General features: G+C 70.9%; 18 protein-coding genes and 4 tRNA genes. 18 read left to right on the top strand and 4 right to left on the bottom strand.

What is annotated here, in order from left to right; translation table 11 throughout:
- Positions 1-10 precede the first annotated feature (10 nt).
- The 3 genes from OHA37_RS15285 to OHA37_RS15275 all read left to right on the top strand — a co-directional run bounded on the left by OHA37_RS15285 (position 11) and on the right by OHA37_RS15275 (position 1,194).
- Positions 11-92: transfer RNA gene (locus OHA37_RS15285), tRNA-Tyr, on the top strand.
- 253 nt (positions 93-345) lie between these two features.
- Positions 346-675: a hypothetical protein gene (locus tag OHA37_RS15280; RefSeq protein ID WP_266905513.1), complete on the top strand. Its 330-nt coding sequence runs from the start codon at positions 346-348 to the stop codon at positions 673-675.
- Between the two features lie 81 nt (positions 676-756).
- Positions 757-1,194 carry a DUF3574 domain-containing protein gene (locus tag OHA37_RS15275; protein WP_266905511.1) on the top strand — a complete coding sequence of 146 codons (438 nt, stop codon included), beginning with the start codon at positions 757-759 and terminating at the stop codon, positions 1,192-1,194.
- A gap of 118 nt (positions 1,195-1,312) precedes the next feature.
- On the opposite strand, the gene OHA37_RS15270 is transcribed toward OHA37_RS15275, so the two are convergent.
- Positions 1,313-1,969: an SDR family oxidoreductase gene (locus tag OHA37_RS15270; protein WP_266905509.1), complete on the bottom strand. Its 657-nt coding sequence runs from the start codon at positions 1,967-1,969 to the stop codon at positions 1,313-1,315.
- Between the two features lie 54 nt (positions 1,970-2,023).
- Positions 2,024-3,358, bottom strand: coding sequence for an amidohydrolase family protein (locus OHA37_RS15265; RefSeq protein WP_266905507.1), 1,335 nt, complete (start codon positions 3,356-3,358; stop codon positions 2,024-2,026).
- 607 nt (positions 3,359-3,965) lie between these two features.
- On the opposite strand from OHA37_RS15265, the gene OHA37_RS15260 reads away from it, so the two are divergent.
- From OHA37_RS15260 to OHA37_RS15215, 10 genes are all read left to right on the top strand, one after another.
- Positions 3,966-4,038, top strand: a tRNA-Thr gene (locus OHA37_RS15260).
- Between the two features lie 48 nt (positions 4,039-4,086).
- A tRNA-Met gene (locus tag OHA37_RS15255) sits at positions 4,087-4,159 on the top strand.
- Between the two features lie 89 nt (positions 4,160-4,248).
- Complete coding sequence (rpmG, locus tag OHA37_RS15250; RefSeq protein WP_003956487.1) at positions 4,249-4,413, top strand: 50S ribosomal protein L33; 165 nt, start codon at positions 4,249-4,251, stop codon at positions 4,411-4,413.
- A 109-nt stretch (positions 4,414-4,522) separates the two neighbouring features.
- Positions 4,523-5,014 carry a MaoC family dehydratase N-terminal domain-containing protein gene (locus tag OHA37_RS15245; RefSeq protein ID WP_266905505.1) on the top strand — a complete coding sequence of 164 codons (492 nt, stop codon included), beginning with the start codon at positions 4,523-4,525 and terminating at the stop codon, positions 5,012-5,014.
- A gap of 1 nt (position 5,015) precedes the next feature.
- Positions 5,016-5,444, top strand: coding sequence for a MaoC family dehydratase (locus tag OHA37_RS15240; RefSeq protein WP_266905503.1), 429 nt, complete (start codon positions 5,016-5,018; stop codon positions 5,442-5,444).
- Positions 5,445-5,649: 205 nt separating this feature from the next.
- A complete protein-coding gene (locus OHA37_RS15235) occupies positions 5,650-6,204 on the top strand; it encodes a TetR/AcrR family transcriptional regulator (protein WP_266905501.1) in 555 nt (184 codons plus the stop codon).
- A gap of 151 nt (positions 6,205-6,355) precedes the next feature.
- On the top strand, positions 6,356-7,843 hold the full coding sequence (locus tag OHA37_RS15230; protein WP_266905499.1) for a DHA2 family efflux MFS transporter permease subunit: 1,488 nt from the start codon (positions 6,356-6,358) through the stop codon (positions 7,841-7,843).
- 108 nt (positions 7,844-7,951) lie between these two features.
- Complete coding sequence (locus OHA37_RS15225; protein WP_266905497.1) at positions 7,952-8,350, top strand: DUF3291 domain-containing protein; 399 nt, start codon at positions 7,952-7,954, stop codon at positions 8,348-8,350.
- A gap of 130 nt (positions 8,351-8,480) precedes the next feature.
- Entirely contained in the window at positions 8,481-9,536 is a 1,056-nt protein-coding gene (locus OHA37_RS15220) for a UDP-N-acetylmuramate dehydrogenase (protein ID WP_266905495.1), read from the top strand.
- Positions 9,537-9,553: 17 nt separating this feature from the next.
- Complete coding sequence (locus OHA37_RS15215) at positions 9,554-9,970, top strand: hypothetical protein (RefSeq protein ID WP_266905493.1); 417 nt, start codon at positions 9,554-9,556, stop codon at positions 9,968-9,970.
- Positions 9,971-9,982: 12 nt separating this feature from the next.
- Here OHA37_RS15215 and OHA37_RS15210 read toward each other — a convergent pair whose 3' ends face one another.
- Positions 9,983-11,002, bottom strand: a complete 1,020-nt coding sequence (locus tag OHA37_RS15210; RefSeq protein ID WP_266905491.1) for an adenosine deaminase — start codon at positions 11,000-11,002, stop codon at positions 9,983-9,985.
- A 231-nt stretch (positions 11,003-11,233) separates the two neighbouring features.
- Positions 11,234-12,460, bottom strand: coding sequence for a pyridoxal phosphate-dependent aminotransferase (locus OHA37_RS15205; RefSeq protein ID WP_266905489.1), 1,227 nt, complete (start codon positions 12,458-12,460; stop codon positions 11,234-11,236).
- A gap of 191 nt (positions 12,461-12,651) precedes the next feature.
- Between OHA37_RS15205 and OHA37_RS15200 the strand changes: the two genes are divergently transcribed.
- The 5 genes from OHA37_RS15200 (at position 12,652) to rplA (ending at position 15,559) form a co-directional block, all read left to right on the top strand.
- Positions 12,652-12,724: transfer RNA gene (locus tag OHA37_RS15200), tRNA-Trp, on the top strand.
- Positions 12,725-12,831: 107 nt separating this feature from the next.
- Positions 12,832-13,113: a preprotein translocase subunit SecE gene (secE, locus tag OHA37_RS15195; protein WP_243333337.1), complete on the top strand. Its 282-nt coding sequence runs from the start codon at positions 12,832-12,834 to the stop codon at positions 13,111-13,113.
- Between the two features lie 84 nt (positions 13,114-13,197).
- Entirely contained in the window at positions 13,198-14,139 is a 942-nt protein-coding gene (gene nusG / locus OHA37_RS15190) for a transcription termination/antitermination protein NusG (RefSeq protein WP_266905486.1), read from the top strand.
- A gap of 170 nt (positions 14,140-14,309) precedes the next feature.
- The gene (gene rplK, locus OHA37_RS15185) at positions 14,310-14,744 is read left to right on the top strand and encodes a 50S ribosomal protein L11 (protein WP_266905484.1); all 435 of its coding nucleotides are present in this window, start codon (positions 14,310-14,312) and stop codon (positions 14,742-14,744) included.
- A gap of 86 nt (positions 14,745-14,830) precedes the next feature.
- Positions 14,831-15,559, top strand: coding sequence for a 50S ribosomal protein L1 (gene rplA / locus OHA37_RS15180; protein WP_266905482.1), 729 nt, complete (start codon positions 14,831-14,833; stop codon positions 15,557-15,559).
- The last annotated feature ends 131 nt before the right edge of the window (positions 15,560-15,690 follow it).

Raw genomic sequence — 15,690 nt, 5'->3', positions numbered from 1 at the left:
CAGCGATCATGGCGGTGTGCCCGAGTGGCCAAAGGGAGCAGACTGTAAATCTGCCGGCTCAGCCTACCCAGGTTCGAACCCTGGCGCCGCCACGCGAGTGAAACCCTCGTCCATTGCAGAAATGCAGTGGGCGGGGGTTTTCTCGTACACCTGGATCGGAGAGCCCCGCGGAAAACCGCTGGGCGGCGAAGCGGTCCGGGGTGCATGGTGTCCCCATGATCAGCATCAGCGGCCGAAAGGGCCATGGCGCGTAAGGCGCCCTCGCAGGTCCGGTCGGACCTGCCACGCCGGACGTCCCGAGCGGGCGACCGAGCCGTCGTTCCGGGTGTCTCCTCCCGCACTCTCGTGGAGATCGCCCACGTCGAACGCCACCGGTACGAGCCGGGCGCGGCCCATCGCGCGCTGTCCGCCTGGCGCGCGACGGTGTACGGGCGCGGACCGTCGTGGATCATCTACCCGAGTTGGTACGACGACTGCCCCTGCTGCCAACCCGTCTGGGGCGGCGATCACCGGGAGGCCTTGGAGGTCTTCTGCCTCTCCCTGTCCCGTCGCGCCGCGCGGGAGCTGCGGGCCGTGCTCGCGCCGCTCGACGCGCGGTTCCTCGCCCGGACGCTCAATGACCCGTACGCCCCGCCAGGGGATCCGTGGTGGCGGCGCCGGCTGGAGACGGCATGAGGGGCCGGCCGGAGCGGGCGCGGGGTGAGCCCATCGGGCGGATCGGGCGTGCCGATGCGGGGCCCCGGTCGTTCATCCGGCGTGAAATGGACTTCTGACGCGCGCGGAAAGGTCGGCGGCGGGGTGCTCCTCGCCCTGCTCGGAGCGGGGATCCCGGCTCTGGTCGGAGCGGCGCTGAACAGCGATGTGGGGCACCCCTACCAAGAGACCCGGCTCTACTTCGGCACCGAGCGGCCGAACGGCCGCCCACCGGTGGGGGAGCGGGAGTTCACGGGGTTCCTCGAACGGGAGATCACCCCCGCCTTCCCCGAGGGGCTGACCCTCCAGAGCGGGCGAGGCCAGTGGCAGCGGGACGGAAAGATCATCCGTGAGACCTCGTACGAGGTGGTGCTGCTGTACCCGGAGGCGGAGGCCGACGAGCGCGGCGCGCGCATCGAGCGGATCCGGCAGGCGTACGAGAAGCGGTTCGAGCAGGATTCCGTCGGGCGGTCCGACGACCGGTTGACCGCCGACTTCTGAGCGCCCGTCTTCTGACCGCCGACTTCTGACCGGCCGGCCGGTGGTCCGTGGGCTGCTGTTCCCCGTCCCGTCCCGTGCCCCGACCGGGCGGCTTCCCGCCGGCCGGGGCGGGGGCGGTCTAGTTGCCCGCCACGTCCTTGACCGCCACCGGGACCGGGGTGGACCCCGCGATGAGTTCCAGGGTCAGGCCCGCGGTCGCGGGGGTCTCGATCAGCTCGGCGAGCACCGCCGCCACGTCGTCGCGGGTGACCGGCCCGCGGCCCGTCTGCGCCTCCAGTCGGACCAGGCCGGTACCCGCGTCGTCGATCAGCGAGCCCGGGCGCAGGACCGTCCACTCCAGGCCCAGACGGGTGCGGACGTGCTCGTCGGCCTCGCCCTTGGCGCGGAGGTAGTGGTCGAAGACCTCGTCGCCTTCGCGGCGGGTGTCCGCGCCCATCGAAGAGACCATCAGGAAGCGGCGTACCCGGGCCCGTTCGGCGGCGTCCGCGAACAGCACCGCCGCGCCCCGGTCCACCGTGTCCTTGCGACCGGCCCCGCTGCCGGGCCCCGCGCCCGCCGCGAACACCGCGGCGTCCGCGCCCTGCAGGATGCCCGCCACGTGCTCGACCGACGCCGATTCCAGATCGCACAGCACCGGTTCGGCGCCCGCCTCCCTGAGGTCGTCGCCCTGTGCCGGATCGCGGATGATGCCCGCGACCTCGTACCCGCGCGCGGCGAGCAGGCGCTCCAGCCGCAGCGCGATCTGACCGTGTCCACCCGCGATGACGATGCGCATGCCACGACCGTACGACGAGCCGGGCGCCCGCGCCCGGGAACATGCGGTGAACCCTCAGGGACCGGGCTCCATACGGCCCTGCCGGGGCAGGTCCAGGGCCACCGCGACGGCGGAGTCGCAGTACTCCCGTACGGCACTCGTCCGGGCTACCACCCGCCCGCGGTGGATGACGATCCGGCTGTACGCGAGGGACAGCACGCTCGCGATCCGGTCCCCGCGCACGGCGAGCAGCTCCGCCGGGAAGCCGGCCTCCACCCGCACCTCCGGCAGGCCCATCGCCTCGCGGGCGGCGCCGCCGACCGAGTGGTAGGCCTCGGTGGCGCGGAGCCCGCCCTGGGAGGCCAGGAGGTACGCGGCTTCGAGCGGGTCCCCGCGCCCGACCGGGTTGCCCGCGTCGCGCAGGGCACCGCTCCCGGCCGCCACACGGACCCCGGCGGCGCGCAGCAGCCGTACGGGGGCGGTGCGCAGTCCCCGCCGCTCCAGGGCCGCGCAGTCGCCCTGGGGGAGGCAGGTCACTCCCACGCCGGCGGCCGCCAGTTGGTCGGCGGCCCGGGTCGCCACGTCCAGCGGGAGCCGGGACAGACCGCCGCAGGGCCCGATGGAGACCCCCGGCCGCAGCCCGCCGGCCATGGCCGCGAGCCGGGACAGGCGGGCCGGGTCGTCCCCGTCGGTGTGCAGGTCGACGGGGCAGCCGTGCTCGGAGGCGAGTTCCAGTACGGCTTCGAGGAAGCCGGTGGGGTCGGGGTCGAGGTCGGGGCAGCCGCCGATGACGGAGGCACCCATCTTCACGGCGTCCCGCAGCATGGCGAGCCCGTCGGCCCCGGCCACCCCGGTCAGCAGCCGGGGCACGGCGACGGTGGTGAGATCGGTGAGCCCGCGCAGGGAGCGGCGGGCCTGGAGCACGGCCTCCAGGGGGCCGAGGCCGTGCACGTCGCCGATGCGCACGTGGGACCGGACGGCCGTGGCGCCGTGCCCGAGCTGGAGGAGGGCGGCCTCGGTGGCGCGGCGCTGCACCTCGTCGGGGGAGTAGGAGACGGGCCCCTCGCTGTCCGCGGTCAGGGCGGTGTCCCCGTGGGAATGGGGCTCGGCGGGCGCGGGGAGCAGCAGGTAGCCGGTGAGGTCGACGCGGGCGCCCGCGGCGGCGGGCAGGCTGCCGGCCGTCCCGACGGCCTGGATCCGGCCGCCGCCGAGGCGGACGTCGACGGTGCGGCCGTCGGTGAGGCGGGCGCCGGTGAGGAGCAGGGTGGTGGACTCGGGGGCCGCCGGGCCCTGGCTGCCCTGGGTGCCTTCGGGGCCCTGCCCCTGACCTTGGCCTTGGCCCTGCCCCTGGCCGCTGCCGGGGCGGTTGCGCGGGGAGTGGGACGGCTGCTGCGGCGGGCTGTCGGACATCGCGCTCCTGCGGTGGCTCGGGCGGTTCCTGGGGCCGTGGCCGCGGCCCGCGGCCCAAGATCACGCAGCGTGCTCAGAGCCTAGGGGGCAGGGGTGCTCGCTTCGCGGAAGAGGGCAATAGTCGTACCGGTGCGTCTGGCTGGACCGCCCTGGCGAGGGCGCCCCCGCCCCCGGGAGCCCCGCGAGCCCCGCAGCCCCGCAGCCCCGCAGCCCCGCGAGCCCCGTGCGGTCCGCAGGTGCCCGCCGCCTCCGTGCCCCGGTTCCTGTTCGGATCCGGGCCGACCCCGCGTCCGCAGTCCGCAGTCCGCCCCGGGCCGCCGTAGCGACGGCTCGGAGGTGCTGGGAAGAGGCGCGCTCGGGGTGGTTTCGGCGACGGAGGGCTCCGCCGAGGGTTCGGCGGGGATTCGGCCGGGGTTCTTGGTTACTCAGAGTGGAACTCGGGTGGTCGCGGGTGTGATGCCCGACACCTTTCGGGGCGAAAGGCGCCCGGAGGGGCTCCGGAGACGCGTTTCGCGCGGATCAAGAAAGGCCGCGATGGGGCTCGGAGGCCAGGCCCCGCAAAGGATTTGGGCGATCGGCGGGCGACCGTGTAATGTCTTCCTCGCTCGCCCCAATAGCTCAGTCGGTAGAGCGTCTCCATGGTAAGGAGAAGGTCTGCGGTTCGATTCCGCATTGGGGCTCTGGTGAGAGAGGTTCCCCACCCTCGGGTGGGGAGCGGATCTCATCAAAGCGGCGTAGCTCAGTCGGTAGAGCAAGCGGCTCATAATCGCTGTGTCACCGGTTCAAGTCCGGTCGCCGCTACACACAGTAGCCGATTGCGGGGTCGGTCTCCCGATCGGCTACTCTTTTATGCGTTCATCCGTCCCTAATGTCCGTCAAGGAGCACTCACGTGGCTGCCACCGACGTCCGCCCGAAGATCACGCTGGCCTGCGTGGAGTGCAAGGAGCGGAACTACATCACCAAGAAGAACCGGCGTAACAACCCGGACCGTCTTGAGATGAAGAAGCACTGCCCGCGTTGCAACTCGCACACCGCGCACCGCGAGACCCGCTAGCACTTAGCGAAGTCTCGTTCAACAGGCACAGTCATGAGGTCGCCCCCTTCATTTGGGGGGCGGCCTTATGTCGTTTCGACAGATCGTTTCAACAAGGAGGTAGGGAGTCATGGCGCTCGACCAGTCCTTCGTGGGGCGGAGCTACCCGCCCACCGATCCGTACGAGGTCGGCCGGGAGAAGATCCGCGAATTCGCGGTCGCCGTGGGTGACGCCAATCCGGTGTACACGGATCCCGAGGCAGCCAAGGCGTTCGGTCACCAGGACGTGATCGCCCCGCCGACCTTTGTGTTTGCCATCACGTTCGCCGCGGCCAGCCAGGTCGTCGACGACCCGCAGCTGGGCCTGGACTACAGCCGCGTCGTGCACGGCGACCAGAAGTTCGCGTACACCCGCCCCGTGCGGGCGGGCGACCGGCTGACGGTGACCTCGACCATCGAGGCCATCAAGTCGCTCGCGGGCAACGACGTCATCGACATCCGCGGTGAGGTCCACGACGAGTCCGGCGAGCACGTGGTGACGGCCTGGACGAAGCTCGTCTCCCGGGCGCCCGAGCCCGCCGCCGCTCCCGCCGCCGCCGGTTCCGCTCCCGAGGAGGCCTGAGATGGCTGCCCAGATCCAGTACGACGACGTCGAGGTCGGCACCGAGCTGCCGGCGGCGTCCTTCCCCGTCACGCGGGCGACGCTGGTGCGGTACGCGGGTGCGTCGGGTGACTTCAACCCGATCCACTGGAACGAGAAGTTCGCCACCGAGGTCGGACTGCCCGACGTGATCGCCCACGGCATGTTCACCATGGCCGAGGCGATCCGCGTCGTGACCGACTGGGTGGGCGACCCGGGTGCGGTCGTGGAGTACGGGGTGCGGTTCACGAAGCCGGTCGTCGTTCCGAACGACGGGCAGGGCGCGCTGATCGAGGTCACGGCCAAGGTCGCGGTGAAGCTGGACGACAAGCGGGTGCGGGTCGACCTGACGGCCATGAGCGCCGGGCAGAAGGTGCTGGGGATGTCGCGCGCGGTGGTTGCTCTCGCGTAGGCAGCCCCCTGAGGCCTGCCCCTGTGGGCCTCCTGGGACCCCTGTGCGCCTCCCGGTGGCCTCCTGGAGGCCCCTCGGGCCCCATTTGCTTCAGGTGTTACCGACAAGGCTCTGGCCGGCGAGGGAACTCGCAGGTCAGGGCCTTTTTGGTGCTCACCCGCCGATACGGCTTGCCAAGTTAGTGATTGAGCACTAACTTCGAAGCATGGCAAGGATGAGTGCGGAAGAGCGACGCGAGAGCGTCATCCTGGCGGCGATGGGCGAGTTCGCGCGGGGCGGGTACTACGGGACCTCCACCGAGGCGATCGCCAAGCGCGTCGGGGTGTCTCAGCCGTACCTGTTCCGGCTCTTCCCGAACAAGCAGGCCATCTTCCTGGCCGCCGCCGCCCGCTGCATGGAGGACATCCGGCGCGTCTTCGAGGAAGCCGCCAAGGGTCTCCACGGCGAGGATGCGGTCGAGGCGATGAGCGTGGCCTACATGAAGCTGATCGCCGAGCAGCCCGAGAAGCTGCAGATGCAGCTCCAGACGTACGTGACCGTCGCCGCCGCCGAGGCTGCCGGGGAGCCCGAGTTCGGCGAGATGGTGCGGGCCGCCTGGATGGAGTTGTGGGACACCCTGCACGTGCCGCTGGGGGCGGACGTGAAGGAGACGACCAGCTTCCTCGCGTACGGAATGCTGATCAACACCCTGTCCGCCATGGGGTTCCCGCCCGGGCACCGGGTCTGGGACGGCTGTTACCCGGGCGTCCGGCCCGAGTAGGGGCGAGTACGTCCCTCCCGTCCAGCCCTCTCCGGCGGCCCCTCTGCCCAGTCCGCCTCGCTCCTCCTCGGCGCCGTCTGTTCGCCGGCCGCGCGCGGGGCTCGGTTCTGTCCGTTGAAGTTAGTGATCAATAACTAGTTTTGGGGGAAACGTGCAAGACACCAAGCTTCGTGCGCCCGCGGTCTGGGCCCTCGTCATCACCGGGGCCGCCAGCTTCATGGCCGCGCTCGACAACCTCGTCGTCACCACCGCGCTCCCGTCCATCCGCGAGGACCTCGGCGGGAAGCTGGAGGACCTGGAGTGGACGGTGAACGCGTACACGCTCACCTTCGCCGTCCTGCTCATGTTCGGCGCGGCCCTCGGTGACCGGTTCGGCCGCCGGCGGCTCTTCATCGCCGGCACGGCCGTGTTCACCGCCGCGTCCGCCGCCGCGGCCCTGTCGCCCGGTATCAACGAGCTCATCGCCGCCCGGGCCGTCCAGGGAGTCGGCGCGGCGATCATGATGCCGCTCTCGCTCACGCTGCTGACCGTCGCCGTCCCCGCCGCCCGGCGCGGAATGGCCCTCGGCATCTACGGCGCCCTCACCGGCCTCGCCGTGGCGAGCGGGCCGCTCATCGGCGGCAGCCTCACCGAGCACATCTCCTGGCAGTGGATCTTCTGGCTGAACGTCCCGGTCGGACTGGCGCTCATTCCGCTCTCCCGGATGCGGCTCGGCGAGTCCACCGCCCCGCAGGCCAAACTCGACGTCCCGGGCACCCTGCTCATCAGCGGCGGGCTCTTCGGCATCGTCTACGGGCTGGTCAACGCCAACGCGGACGGCTGGACCAGCCCCTCCGTGCTCACCCCGCTGCTGGTGGGGGCCGCGCTCGTGGGCGCGTTCGTCGTCCACGGCTTCCGCAGCGCCAACCCGGTGCTGCCCATGCGGCTCTTCCGCGACCGGGGCTTCTTCGGCATCAACATGGCGAGCCTGCTGATGTTCGTCGGGATGTTCGGCTCGATCTTCCTGCTGAGCCAGTTCCTCCAGGGCGTCCTCGGCTACTCGCCCACCGAAGCCGGGCTGCGGATGCTCCCCTGGACCGCCATGCCCATGATCGCCGCCCCGATCTCCGGGATCCTCTCCGACCGCATCGGCAGCCGGCCCGTCGTGGTCGCCGGGCTGGCGCTCCAGGCCATCGGTCTCGGCTGGTTCGCCGTGATCCTGGGCACCGAAGTCTCCTACGCCGCCCAGCTCCCGGCGCTGATCATCAGCGGCATCGGCATGGGCCTGTTCTTCGCCCCCGCCTCCAACGCCCTCATGTCCACCGTCGCCCGAGCCGACCAGGGCAAGGCCGCCGGCGCCAACAGCGCCCTGCGCGAAGTCGGCGGAGCCCTCGGCGTCGCCGTCCTCGCCTCCGTCTTCTCCGCCCAGGGCGGCTACCAGTCCGGGCAGTCCTTCACCGACGGCACCGTCCCCGCCCTCTGGATCGGCGGCGCGGCCGTCGCCGTGGCGGCCGTCCTGGCGCTCCTGCTCCCCGGCCGGGCCGAGGAAAAGGCCCGGGCCGCCCTGTCGATGGAGGACCTGCCGACTGAGGACCTGCCGGCGGACGACCGGGGTGCGGCCCCGGCCGGCGGGCGCGCTCCCGAGAAGGTGGCCGTCTGAGCGGGTCCCGCTCGCCGGCCGGTGCCCGCGCGGCGGCCGGCGGGGGGACCGCAGCCGCCGACGCGCACGAAGGTCCGTACGACACGTCCGCGAGAGGAAGGGCCCGTCATGCCCGACATCCCCTGGTCCACGCCCACCCGGCCCGCCGCCGGCGCCGAGGTCTACGTCATGGCCTCCCGCTTCGAGACGACGAGCCTGACCGGAGCACTGAGGTTCTTCCTCAAGTCGCCCGGCATCGTCCTCCAGATGCGCAAGGCCCCCGGAGCCCACGGGGTCGCCCTGCGGGCCCGGGTCCTGCGCCGCACCTTCCTGACCCTGTCCGCCTGGGAGGACCGGGACGCGCTCTACCGCTTCGCGGGCAGCGAACCGCACCGGTCCAGCTCCCGGGCGGCCGCCGCCTATACGAAGGAGGCCGGGTTCGTCTTCTGGACCGTCCCGGCGGGCGAGCTCCCCATCGGCTGGGCCGAGGCGGAGCGCCGCCTCGCCGAGCAAGCACGGAAGCAGTGAAGACGAAGGAGCCGGAGCAGGAGCCGGAGCGCGGCTGAGGCGGGCCGCCCGGCCCCCGTACGGCCCTGCGGTACGCGCACGGTCCGTGGCCCCGCCCGCTCGGGGGGACGCGGACCGTACTCTTGTCCACGTGCAGGAACTCCACGACGCCCCCCTCGCCCCGCTGACCACCTTCCGGCTCGGCGGCCCCGCCGCCCGGCTGGTCACCGCGACCACCGACGCCGAGGTCGTCGCCACCGTGCGCGCCGCGGACGAGAGCGGCACCCCGCTCCTGGTCATCGGCGGCGGCAGCAACCTGGTCATCGGCGACCAGGGTTTCGACGGCACCGCCCTGCGGATCGCGACCACCGGGTTCGCGCTCGACGGGACCCGGCTGGAGCTCGCCGCCGGCGAGAACTGGAGCGAGGCCGTCGCCCGCGTCGTCGACGCCGGGCTCGCGGGCATCGAATGCCTCGCCGGGATCCCCGGCTCGGCCGGCGCCACCCCGATCCAGAACGTCGGGGCGTACGGCCAGGAGGTCTGCGACACGATCACCGAGGTCGTCGCCTACGACCGCACGCGCGGAGAAACGGTCACGCTCTCGGCCGCCGACTGCGCGTTCTCGTACCGCGACAGCCTCTTCAAGCACCGGCCCGACCGGTACGTCGTCCTGCGCGTCCGCTTCGCACTGGAGGACGCGGGCGGCCTGTCCGCGCCGGTCAAGTACCCCGAGACGGCCCGCGCCCTCGGCGTCGAGGCCGGCGACCGGGTGCCCGCGGCGCAGGCGCGCGAGACCGTCCTGCGGCTGCGCGCCGGCAAGGGCATGGTCCTCGACCCCGCCGACCACGACACCTGGTCGGCCGGCTCCTTCTTCCACAACCCGATCCTCGGCGACGAGGCGTACGCCGCCTTCCTCGCCCGCGCCCAGGAGCGGCTCGGCCCCGAGACCGCCCCGCCCGCGTACCCGGCCGGAGAGGGCCGTACGAAGACCAGCGCGGCCTGGCTGATCGACAAGGCCGGCTTCACCAAGGGCTACGGCGAGGGCCCCGCCCGCATCTCCACCAAGCACACCCTCGCCCTCACCAACCGCGGCGAGGCCACCACCGAAGACCTCCTCGACCTGGCCCGCGAGGTCGTCGCGGGCGTCCACGCGGCCTTCGGCGTCACTCTGGTCAACGAGCCGGTGACGGTCGGCGTCAGCATCTGAGGAGTCCCGGCCCGCCCATGCTCTGTCCCCTGCACGGGGCCGGTACGGACCCCACCCGGCTGGTGGGACGCACGATCGACAAGGTCGTCGCGTCCTGGCACATCAGCGACGGCGAACGCTCCGAGGCTCCCCTCGACGTCTGGCTCTTCGACAGCGACGGGGAGTCCACCCGGATCACCACCGGGTCCGACGCCTGCCTCATCGTGGAATCCGAGGCCCCGCACGAGCCCTACGACATGGGGGAGTGGGGCCGCATCGAGGTCGGCGAGGACCTCGGAGACCACCCCTTCCTGCGCCACCTCGGCGAGACCGTGGAATCGGTCGCCGAGTTCGCGCTGCCCGCACAGGGGCGCACCCACCTGGAGATCGGCTTCCCGGACGGCGCGCGGGTGCGCGCCGACTGCCACGAGGGCGACCTGCGGCTCACGCGCTGACGCGGGCCGCCCCTACGAGGTGATCCAGTGGTCGATCCCGGCCAGCAGCTTCTCCTGTACGCCGGCGGGCGCCGCGCTGCCGCGCACCGACTGGCGGGCCAGCTCGGCGAGCTCCGTGTCCGTGAAGGCGTGGTACTGGCGGGCGATCTCGTACTGGGCCGCGAGCCGGGACCCGAAGAGCAGCGGATCGTCCGCCCCCAGGGCCATCGGGACCCCGGCCTCGAAGAGGGTGCGCAGCGGGACGTCCTCGTGGCGCTCGTACACCCCGAGGGCGACGTTGGACGCCGGACAGACCTCACAGGTGATCTGCCGGTCGGCGAGCCGCTTGAGCAGGCGCGGATCCTCGGCGGCCCGTACGCCGTGCCCGATGCGGGCGGCGTGCAGATCGTCGAGGCAGTCGCGGACGGAGGACGGGCCGGTGAGCTCGCCGCCGTGCGGGGCCGCGAGCAGTCCGCCCTCGCGGGCGATGGCGAAGGCCCGGTCGAAGTCGCGGGCCATGCCGCGGCGCTCGTCGTTGGAGAGCCCGAACCCGACGATGCCGCGGTCGGCGTAGCGGACGGCGAGCCGGGCCAGGGTGCGGGCGTCGAGGGGGTGCTTCATGCGGTTGGCGGCGATGACGACGCGCATGCCGAGGCCGGTCTCGCGGGAGGCGGCGTCCACGGCGTCGAGGATGATCTCGACGGCCGGGATCATCCCGCCGAGGAGGGGGGCGTAGGAGGTGGGATCCACCTGGATCTCCAGCCAGCCGCTGCCGTCCCGTACGTCCTCCTCCGCGGCCTCGCGGACCAGGCGGCGGATGTCGTCGGGCTCGCGCAGGCAGGAGCGGGCGGCGTCGTAGAGCCGCTGGAAGCGGAACCAGCCGCGTTCGTCGGTGGCGCGGAGCTTGGGTGGCTCGGCGGAGGTCAGGGCGTCCGGGAGCCGGACGCCGTACTTGTCGGCGAGCTCCAGCAGGGTCGACGGTCGCATCGAGCCGGTGAAGTGCAGGTGGAGGTGGGCCTTCGGCAGAAGCGTGAGATCGCGTGCGTGCTCCATTTGTTGATCCTGCCGCACTGCCGCCCCCGGCGGGAGGGGGTTTTACCGATCGGGGGCTTGCGCGAACGCATGAGCGGGGATCGGGGGCCGCTGCGCGGGGCCTTCCGGGCGCCGCCCGGAAGGCCCCGCGCAGCGGACCGGGGTGGAGCGGCAGCGCTCCCGGGAACGCCTGAGCGGCGGCTCCCCGGAGAGGGAACCGCCGCTCAGGCGTGGCTGCGGGGCGCGCCAGGCCTAGGCCTTCGCCTCCGCGAGGAGCTTCTGGATGCGGGAGACGCCCTCGACCAGGTCCTCGTCGCCCAGGGCGTAGGAGAGGCGGAGGTAGCCGGGGGTGCCGAAGGCCTCGCCCGGGACGACCGCGACCTCGGCCTCGTCCAGGATCAGCGCGGCGAGCTCGACGGAGGTCTGCGGGCGCTTGCCGCGGATCTCCTTGCCGAGGACGTCCTTGACCGCGGGGTAGACGTAGAACGCACCCTCGGGGGTCGGGCAGAAGACGCCGTCGATCTCGTTCAGCATCCGCACCATCGTCTGACGGCGGCGGTCGAAGGCCGTCCGCATTTCGTGGACGGCGTCCAGGTTGCCGGAGACGGCGGCCAGCGCCGCGACCTGGGCCACGTTGGAGACGTTGGAGGTGGCGTGCGACTGGAGGTTGGTCGCGGCCTTGACCACGTCCTTCGGGCCGATGACCCAGCCCACGCGCCAGCCCGTCATGGCGTACGTCTTGGCGACGCCGTTGACGATGATGCACTTGTCGGCCAGCTCGGGAACGATCGCCGGGAGGGAGACGAACTTCGCGTCGCCGTAGACCAGGTGCTCGTAGATCTCGTCGGTCAGGACCCACAGGCCCTTCTCGACGGCCCAGCGGCCGATCGCCTCGGCGTCGGCCTCGGTGTAGACGGCGCCGGTCGGGTTCGACGGGGAGACGAAGAGGACGACCTTCGTGCGCTCGGTGCGCGCCGCTTCGAGCTGCTCGACGGAGACCCGGTAACCGGTGGTCTCGTCGGCGACGACCTCGACCGGGACACCGCCGGCGAGACGGATCGACTCCGGGTACGTGGTCCAGTACGGGGCCGGGACGATGACCTCGTCACCCGGGTCCAGGATGGCCGCGAACGCCTCGTAGATCGCCTGCTTGCCGCCGTTGGTCACCAGGACCTGGGAGGCGTCGACCTCGTAGCCGGAGTCGCGCAGCGTCTTGGCGGCGATGGCGGCCTTCAGCTCGGGCAGACCGCCGGCCGGGGTGTAGCGGTGGTACTTGGGGTTGCGGCAGGCCTCGACCGCGGCGTCGACGATGTAGTCCGGGGTCGGGAAGTCGGGCTCACCCGCTCCGAAACCGATCACCGGACGCCCGGCGGCCTTGAGGGCCTTGGCCTTGGCGTCGACGGCGAGGGTGGCGGACTCGGAGATGGCACCGATACGGGCGGATACGCGGCGCTCGGCGGAAGGCGTTTCAGAGGTCATGCGGCCAATCGTCCCAGACGCGAAACGAGCGCCGCACTCCGTTTCAGTTACCGGACGGACGCTCTCCGGACGGTGCTGTTCGACGTCAGGGCCCGGACCACGTACACTCAACCGTCGTTGGCCCTCGTCGACTGCTGCAGAGCGTGAGCACACCGTGCACTCGCCTGGATGCGGTAGGTTGAGGGACGCAAAGGGTCGTAGCTCAATTGGTAGAGCACTGGTCTCCAAAACCAGCGGTTGGGGGTTCGAGTCCCTCCGGCCCTGCTCCACACTCCTTCTCGGAAGTGTGTGCGCAGGTACGTACTTAGATGCAGTGCCGTGCGGCGCAACCGGGCGCGGCTACGGCCACGACCCGGATTCAGGTGAGAGACGTGACGGACGCCCTGGGCTCCATCGACATGCCTGACGCCGAGGATGACACTCGCGAGAAGAAGGCCCGCAAGGGCGGCAAGCGCGGCAAGAAGGGCCCTCTGGGTCGTCTCGCGCTGTTCTACCGCCAGATCGTCGCGGAACTCCGCAAGGTTGTTTGGCCCACTCGCAACCAGCTGACGACGTACACCTCTGTGGTGATTGTCTTCGTCGTCATCATGATCGGTCTGGTGACCGTGATTGACTATGGGTTCCAGGAAGCCATCAAGTTCGTCTTCGGCTGATCCCCGCGGAGGGCGGCGCCTTGATGGGTGCCGCCCGTTTTCGCATGTTCGACCACCTTTTGTATCCAGGAAGAAGCAGCCACCGTGTCTGACCCGAACCTGAACGTGAGCCCCGACTCCGTCGAGTCCGTCGAGGACGAGCTCGACATCGTCGAGGCTGCAGACGCTGTGGACCCTGACGAGGCCGAGCTCGCCGACGCCGAGGCGGGTGTCGCCGCCGAAGAGGCCGCGCTGCACGTCGAGGAAGAGGTCGACGCCGAGGCTGACTTCGAGGGCGCTGACGACTCCGACGAGGACGACGCCGAAGAGGCCGACGACTCCGAGGACGCCGACGAGGACGACGCCGTCGAGGCCGAGGCCGACGACGCGGAGGCCGAAGAGGCCGCCGAGGTCGAGCCCGCCGAGCCCGTCGACCCCATCCAGGCCCTGCGCGAAGAACTGCGCCTCCTGCCCGGCGAGTGGTACGTCATCCACACGTACGCCGGCTACGAGAAGCGCGTGAAGGCCAACCTGGAGCAGCGCGCCGTCTCGCTCAACGTCGAGGACTTCATCTACCAGGCCGAGGTGCCCGAGGAAGAGATCGTCCAGATCAAGAACGGCGAGCGCAAGAACGTCCGGCAGAACAAGCTGCCCGGTTACGTTCTCGTCCGCATGGATCTGACGAACGAGTCCTGGGGCGTCGTCCGCAACACCCCTGGTGTCACCGGCTTCGTGGGCAACGCGTACGACCCGTACCCGCTGACCCTGGACGAGATCGTCAAGATGCTCGCCCCGGAGCTGCAGGAGAAGGCCGCCAAGCTGGCAGCGGAAGAGGCCGGTCTGCCGGCGCCCGCCGTCAAGCGCGCCATCGAGGTCCTGGACTTCGAGGTCGGCGACTCGGTCACCGTCACCGACGGCCCGTTCGCGACGCTGCAGGCGACCATCAACGAGATCAACCCGGACTCGAAGAAGGTCAAGGGTCTCGTCGAGATCTTCGGCCGCGAGACCCCGGTCGAGCTCAGCTTCGACCAGATCCAGAAGAACTGATCCACAGCCTTCTGGCACACGCTTCCGGACAGGTCAGATTGCCCCCTTGCGGGCGGTCTGACCTGCTCGGTTTTCAGCCTCGCACCGATACCCGTTATCGTGGTGCGGTATGCCTCCATCCGGATGACCGGATTGGCGGCGAAAACTCTCACTAGGACCCGGAGAGAGCAATGCCTCCCAAGAAGAAGAAGATCACGGGGCTTATCAAGCTCCAGATCAAGGCCGGTGCGGCCAACCCGGCTCCGCCGGTCGGCCCCGCGCTCGGTCAGCACGGCGTCAACATCATGGAGTTCTGCAAGGCCTACAACGCCGCGACCGAGTCGCAGCGTGGCATGGTCGTGCCGGTGGAGATCACGGTCTACGACGACCGCTCCTTCACCTTCATCACCAAGACGCCGCCGGCCGCGCGCCTCATCCTGAAGGCCGCAGGCATCGAGAAGGGCTCCGGCGAGCCGCACAAGACCAAGGTCGCCAAGCTTTCCGGCGCCCAGGTCCGCGAGATCGCCGAGCTGAAGATGCCCGACCTGAACGCCAACGACGTCGACGCCGCGATGAAGATCATCGCCGGCACCGCGCGTTCGATGGGCGTCACGGTCGAAGGCTGATTCAGCCTCCCCCCAGCACCACAGTGGTAGGGCCAAGCGCTGGTCCGCACCACGACTCCATGCCTGATCACAACACAGGAGCAGAAGTGAAGCGCAGCAAGACTCTCCGCGCTGCGGACGCCAAGGTCGACCGGGAGAAGCTGTACGCCCCGCTCGAGGCCGTCCGTCTCGCCAAGGAGACCTCCGCCACGAAGTTCGACGGCACCGTCGAGGTCGCCTTCCGCCTGGGTGTAGACCCGCGCAAGGCCGACCAGATGGTCCGCGGCACCGTGAACCTCCCGCACGGCACCGGCAAGACCGCCCGGGTCCTGGTCTTCGCGACCGGTGACCGTGCTGCGGCCGCGGAAGCCGCCGGCGCCGACATTGTCGGCGACGACGAGCTCATCAACGAGATCGCCAAGGGCAACCGCCTCAACGAGTTCGACGCCGTTGTCGCCACGCCGGACCTCATGGGCAAGGTCGGCCGCCTCGGCCGCGTGCTCGGTCCCCGTGGCCTGATGCCGAACCCGAAGACCGGCACCGTCACGATGGACGTCGCGAAGGCTGTCACCGAGATCAAGGGTGGCAAGATCGAGTTCCGCGTCGACAAGCACTCGAACCTGCACTTCATCATCGGCAAGGTTTCCTTCTCCGATGAGCAGCTGGTCGAGAACTACGGCGCGGCCCTGGACGAGATCCTTCGTCTGAAGCCGTCCGCCGCGAAGGGCCGCTACATCAAGAAGGCTGCCCTCAGCACCACCATGGGCCCCGGCATCCTGCTGGACCAGAACCGCACCCGGAACCTCCTCGTCGAGGAAGACCCGGCCGCGGTCTGACTGAGCCGGGCCTGACGGCCCGCCTGAGTTGCCCGAACGGGCCCTTCTCCCCCTTTCCCGGGGGAGAAGGGCCCGTTCTGCGTTGCGCGCCGAAAATCGCGAAGTGATCGGCGTACCACCCAGTAGGGTCG

The organism is Streptomyces sp. NBC_00335 (genome assembly GCF_036127095.1).
GTDB lineage: Bacteria > Actinomycetota > Actinomycetes > Streptomycetales > Streptomycetaceae > Streptomyces.
The sequence above is the reverse complement of the archived record's forward strand: the minus strand, read 5'-3'. Positions and strand labels throughout refer to the sequence as shown.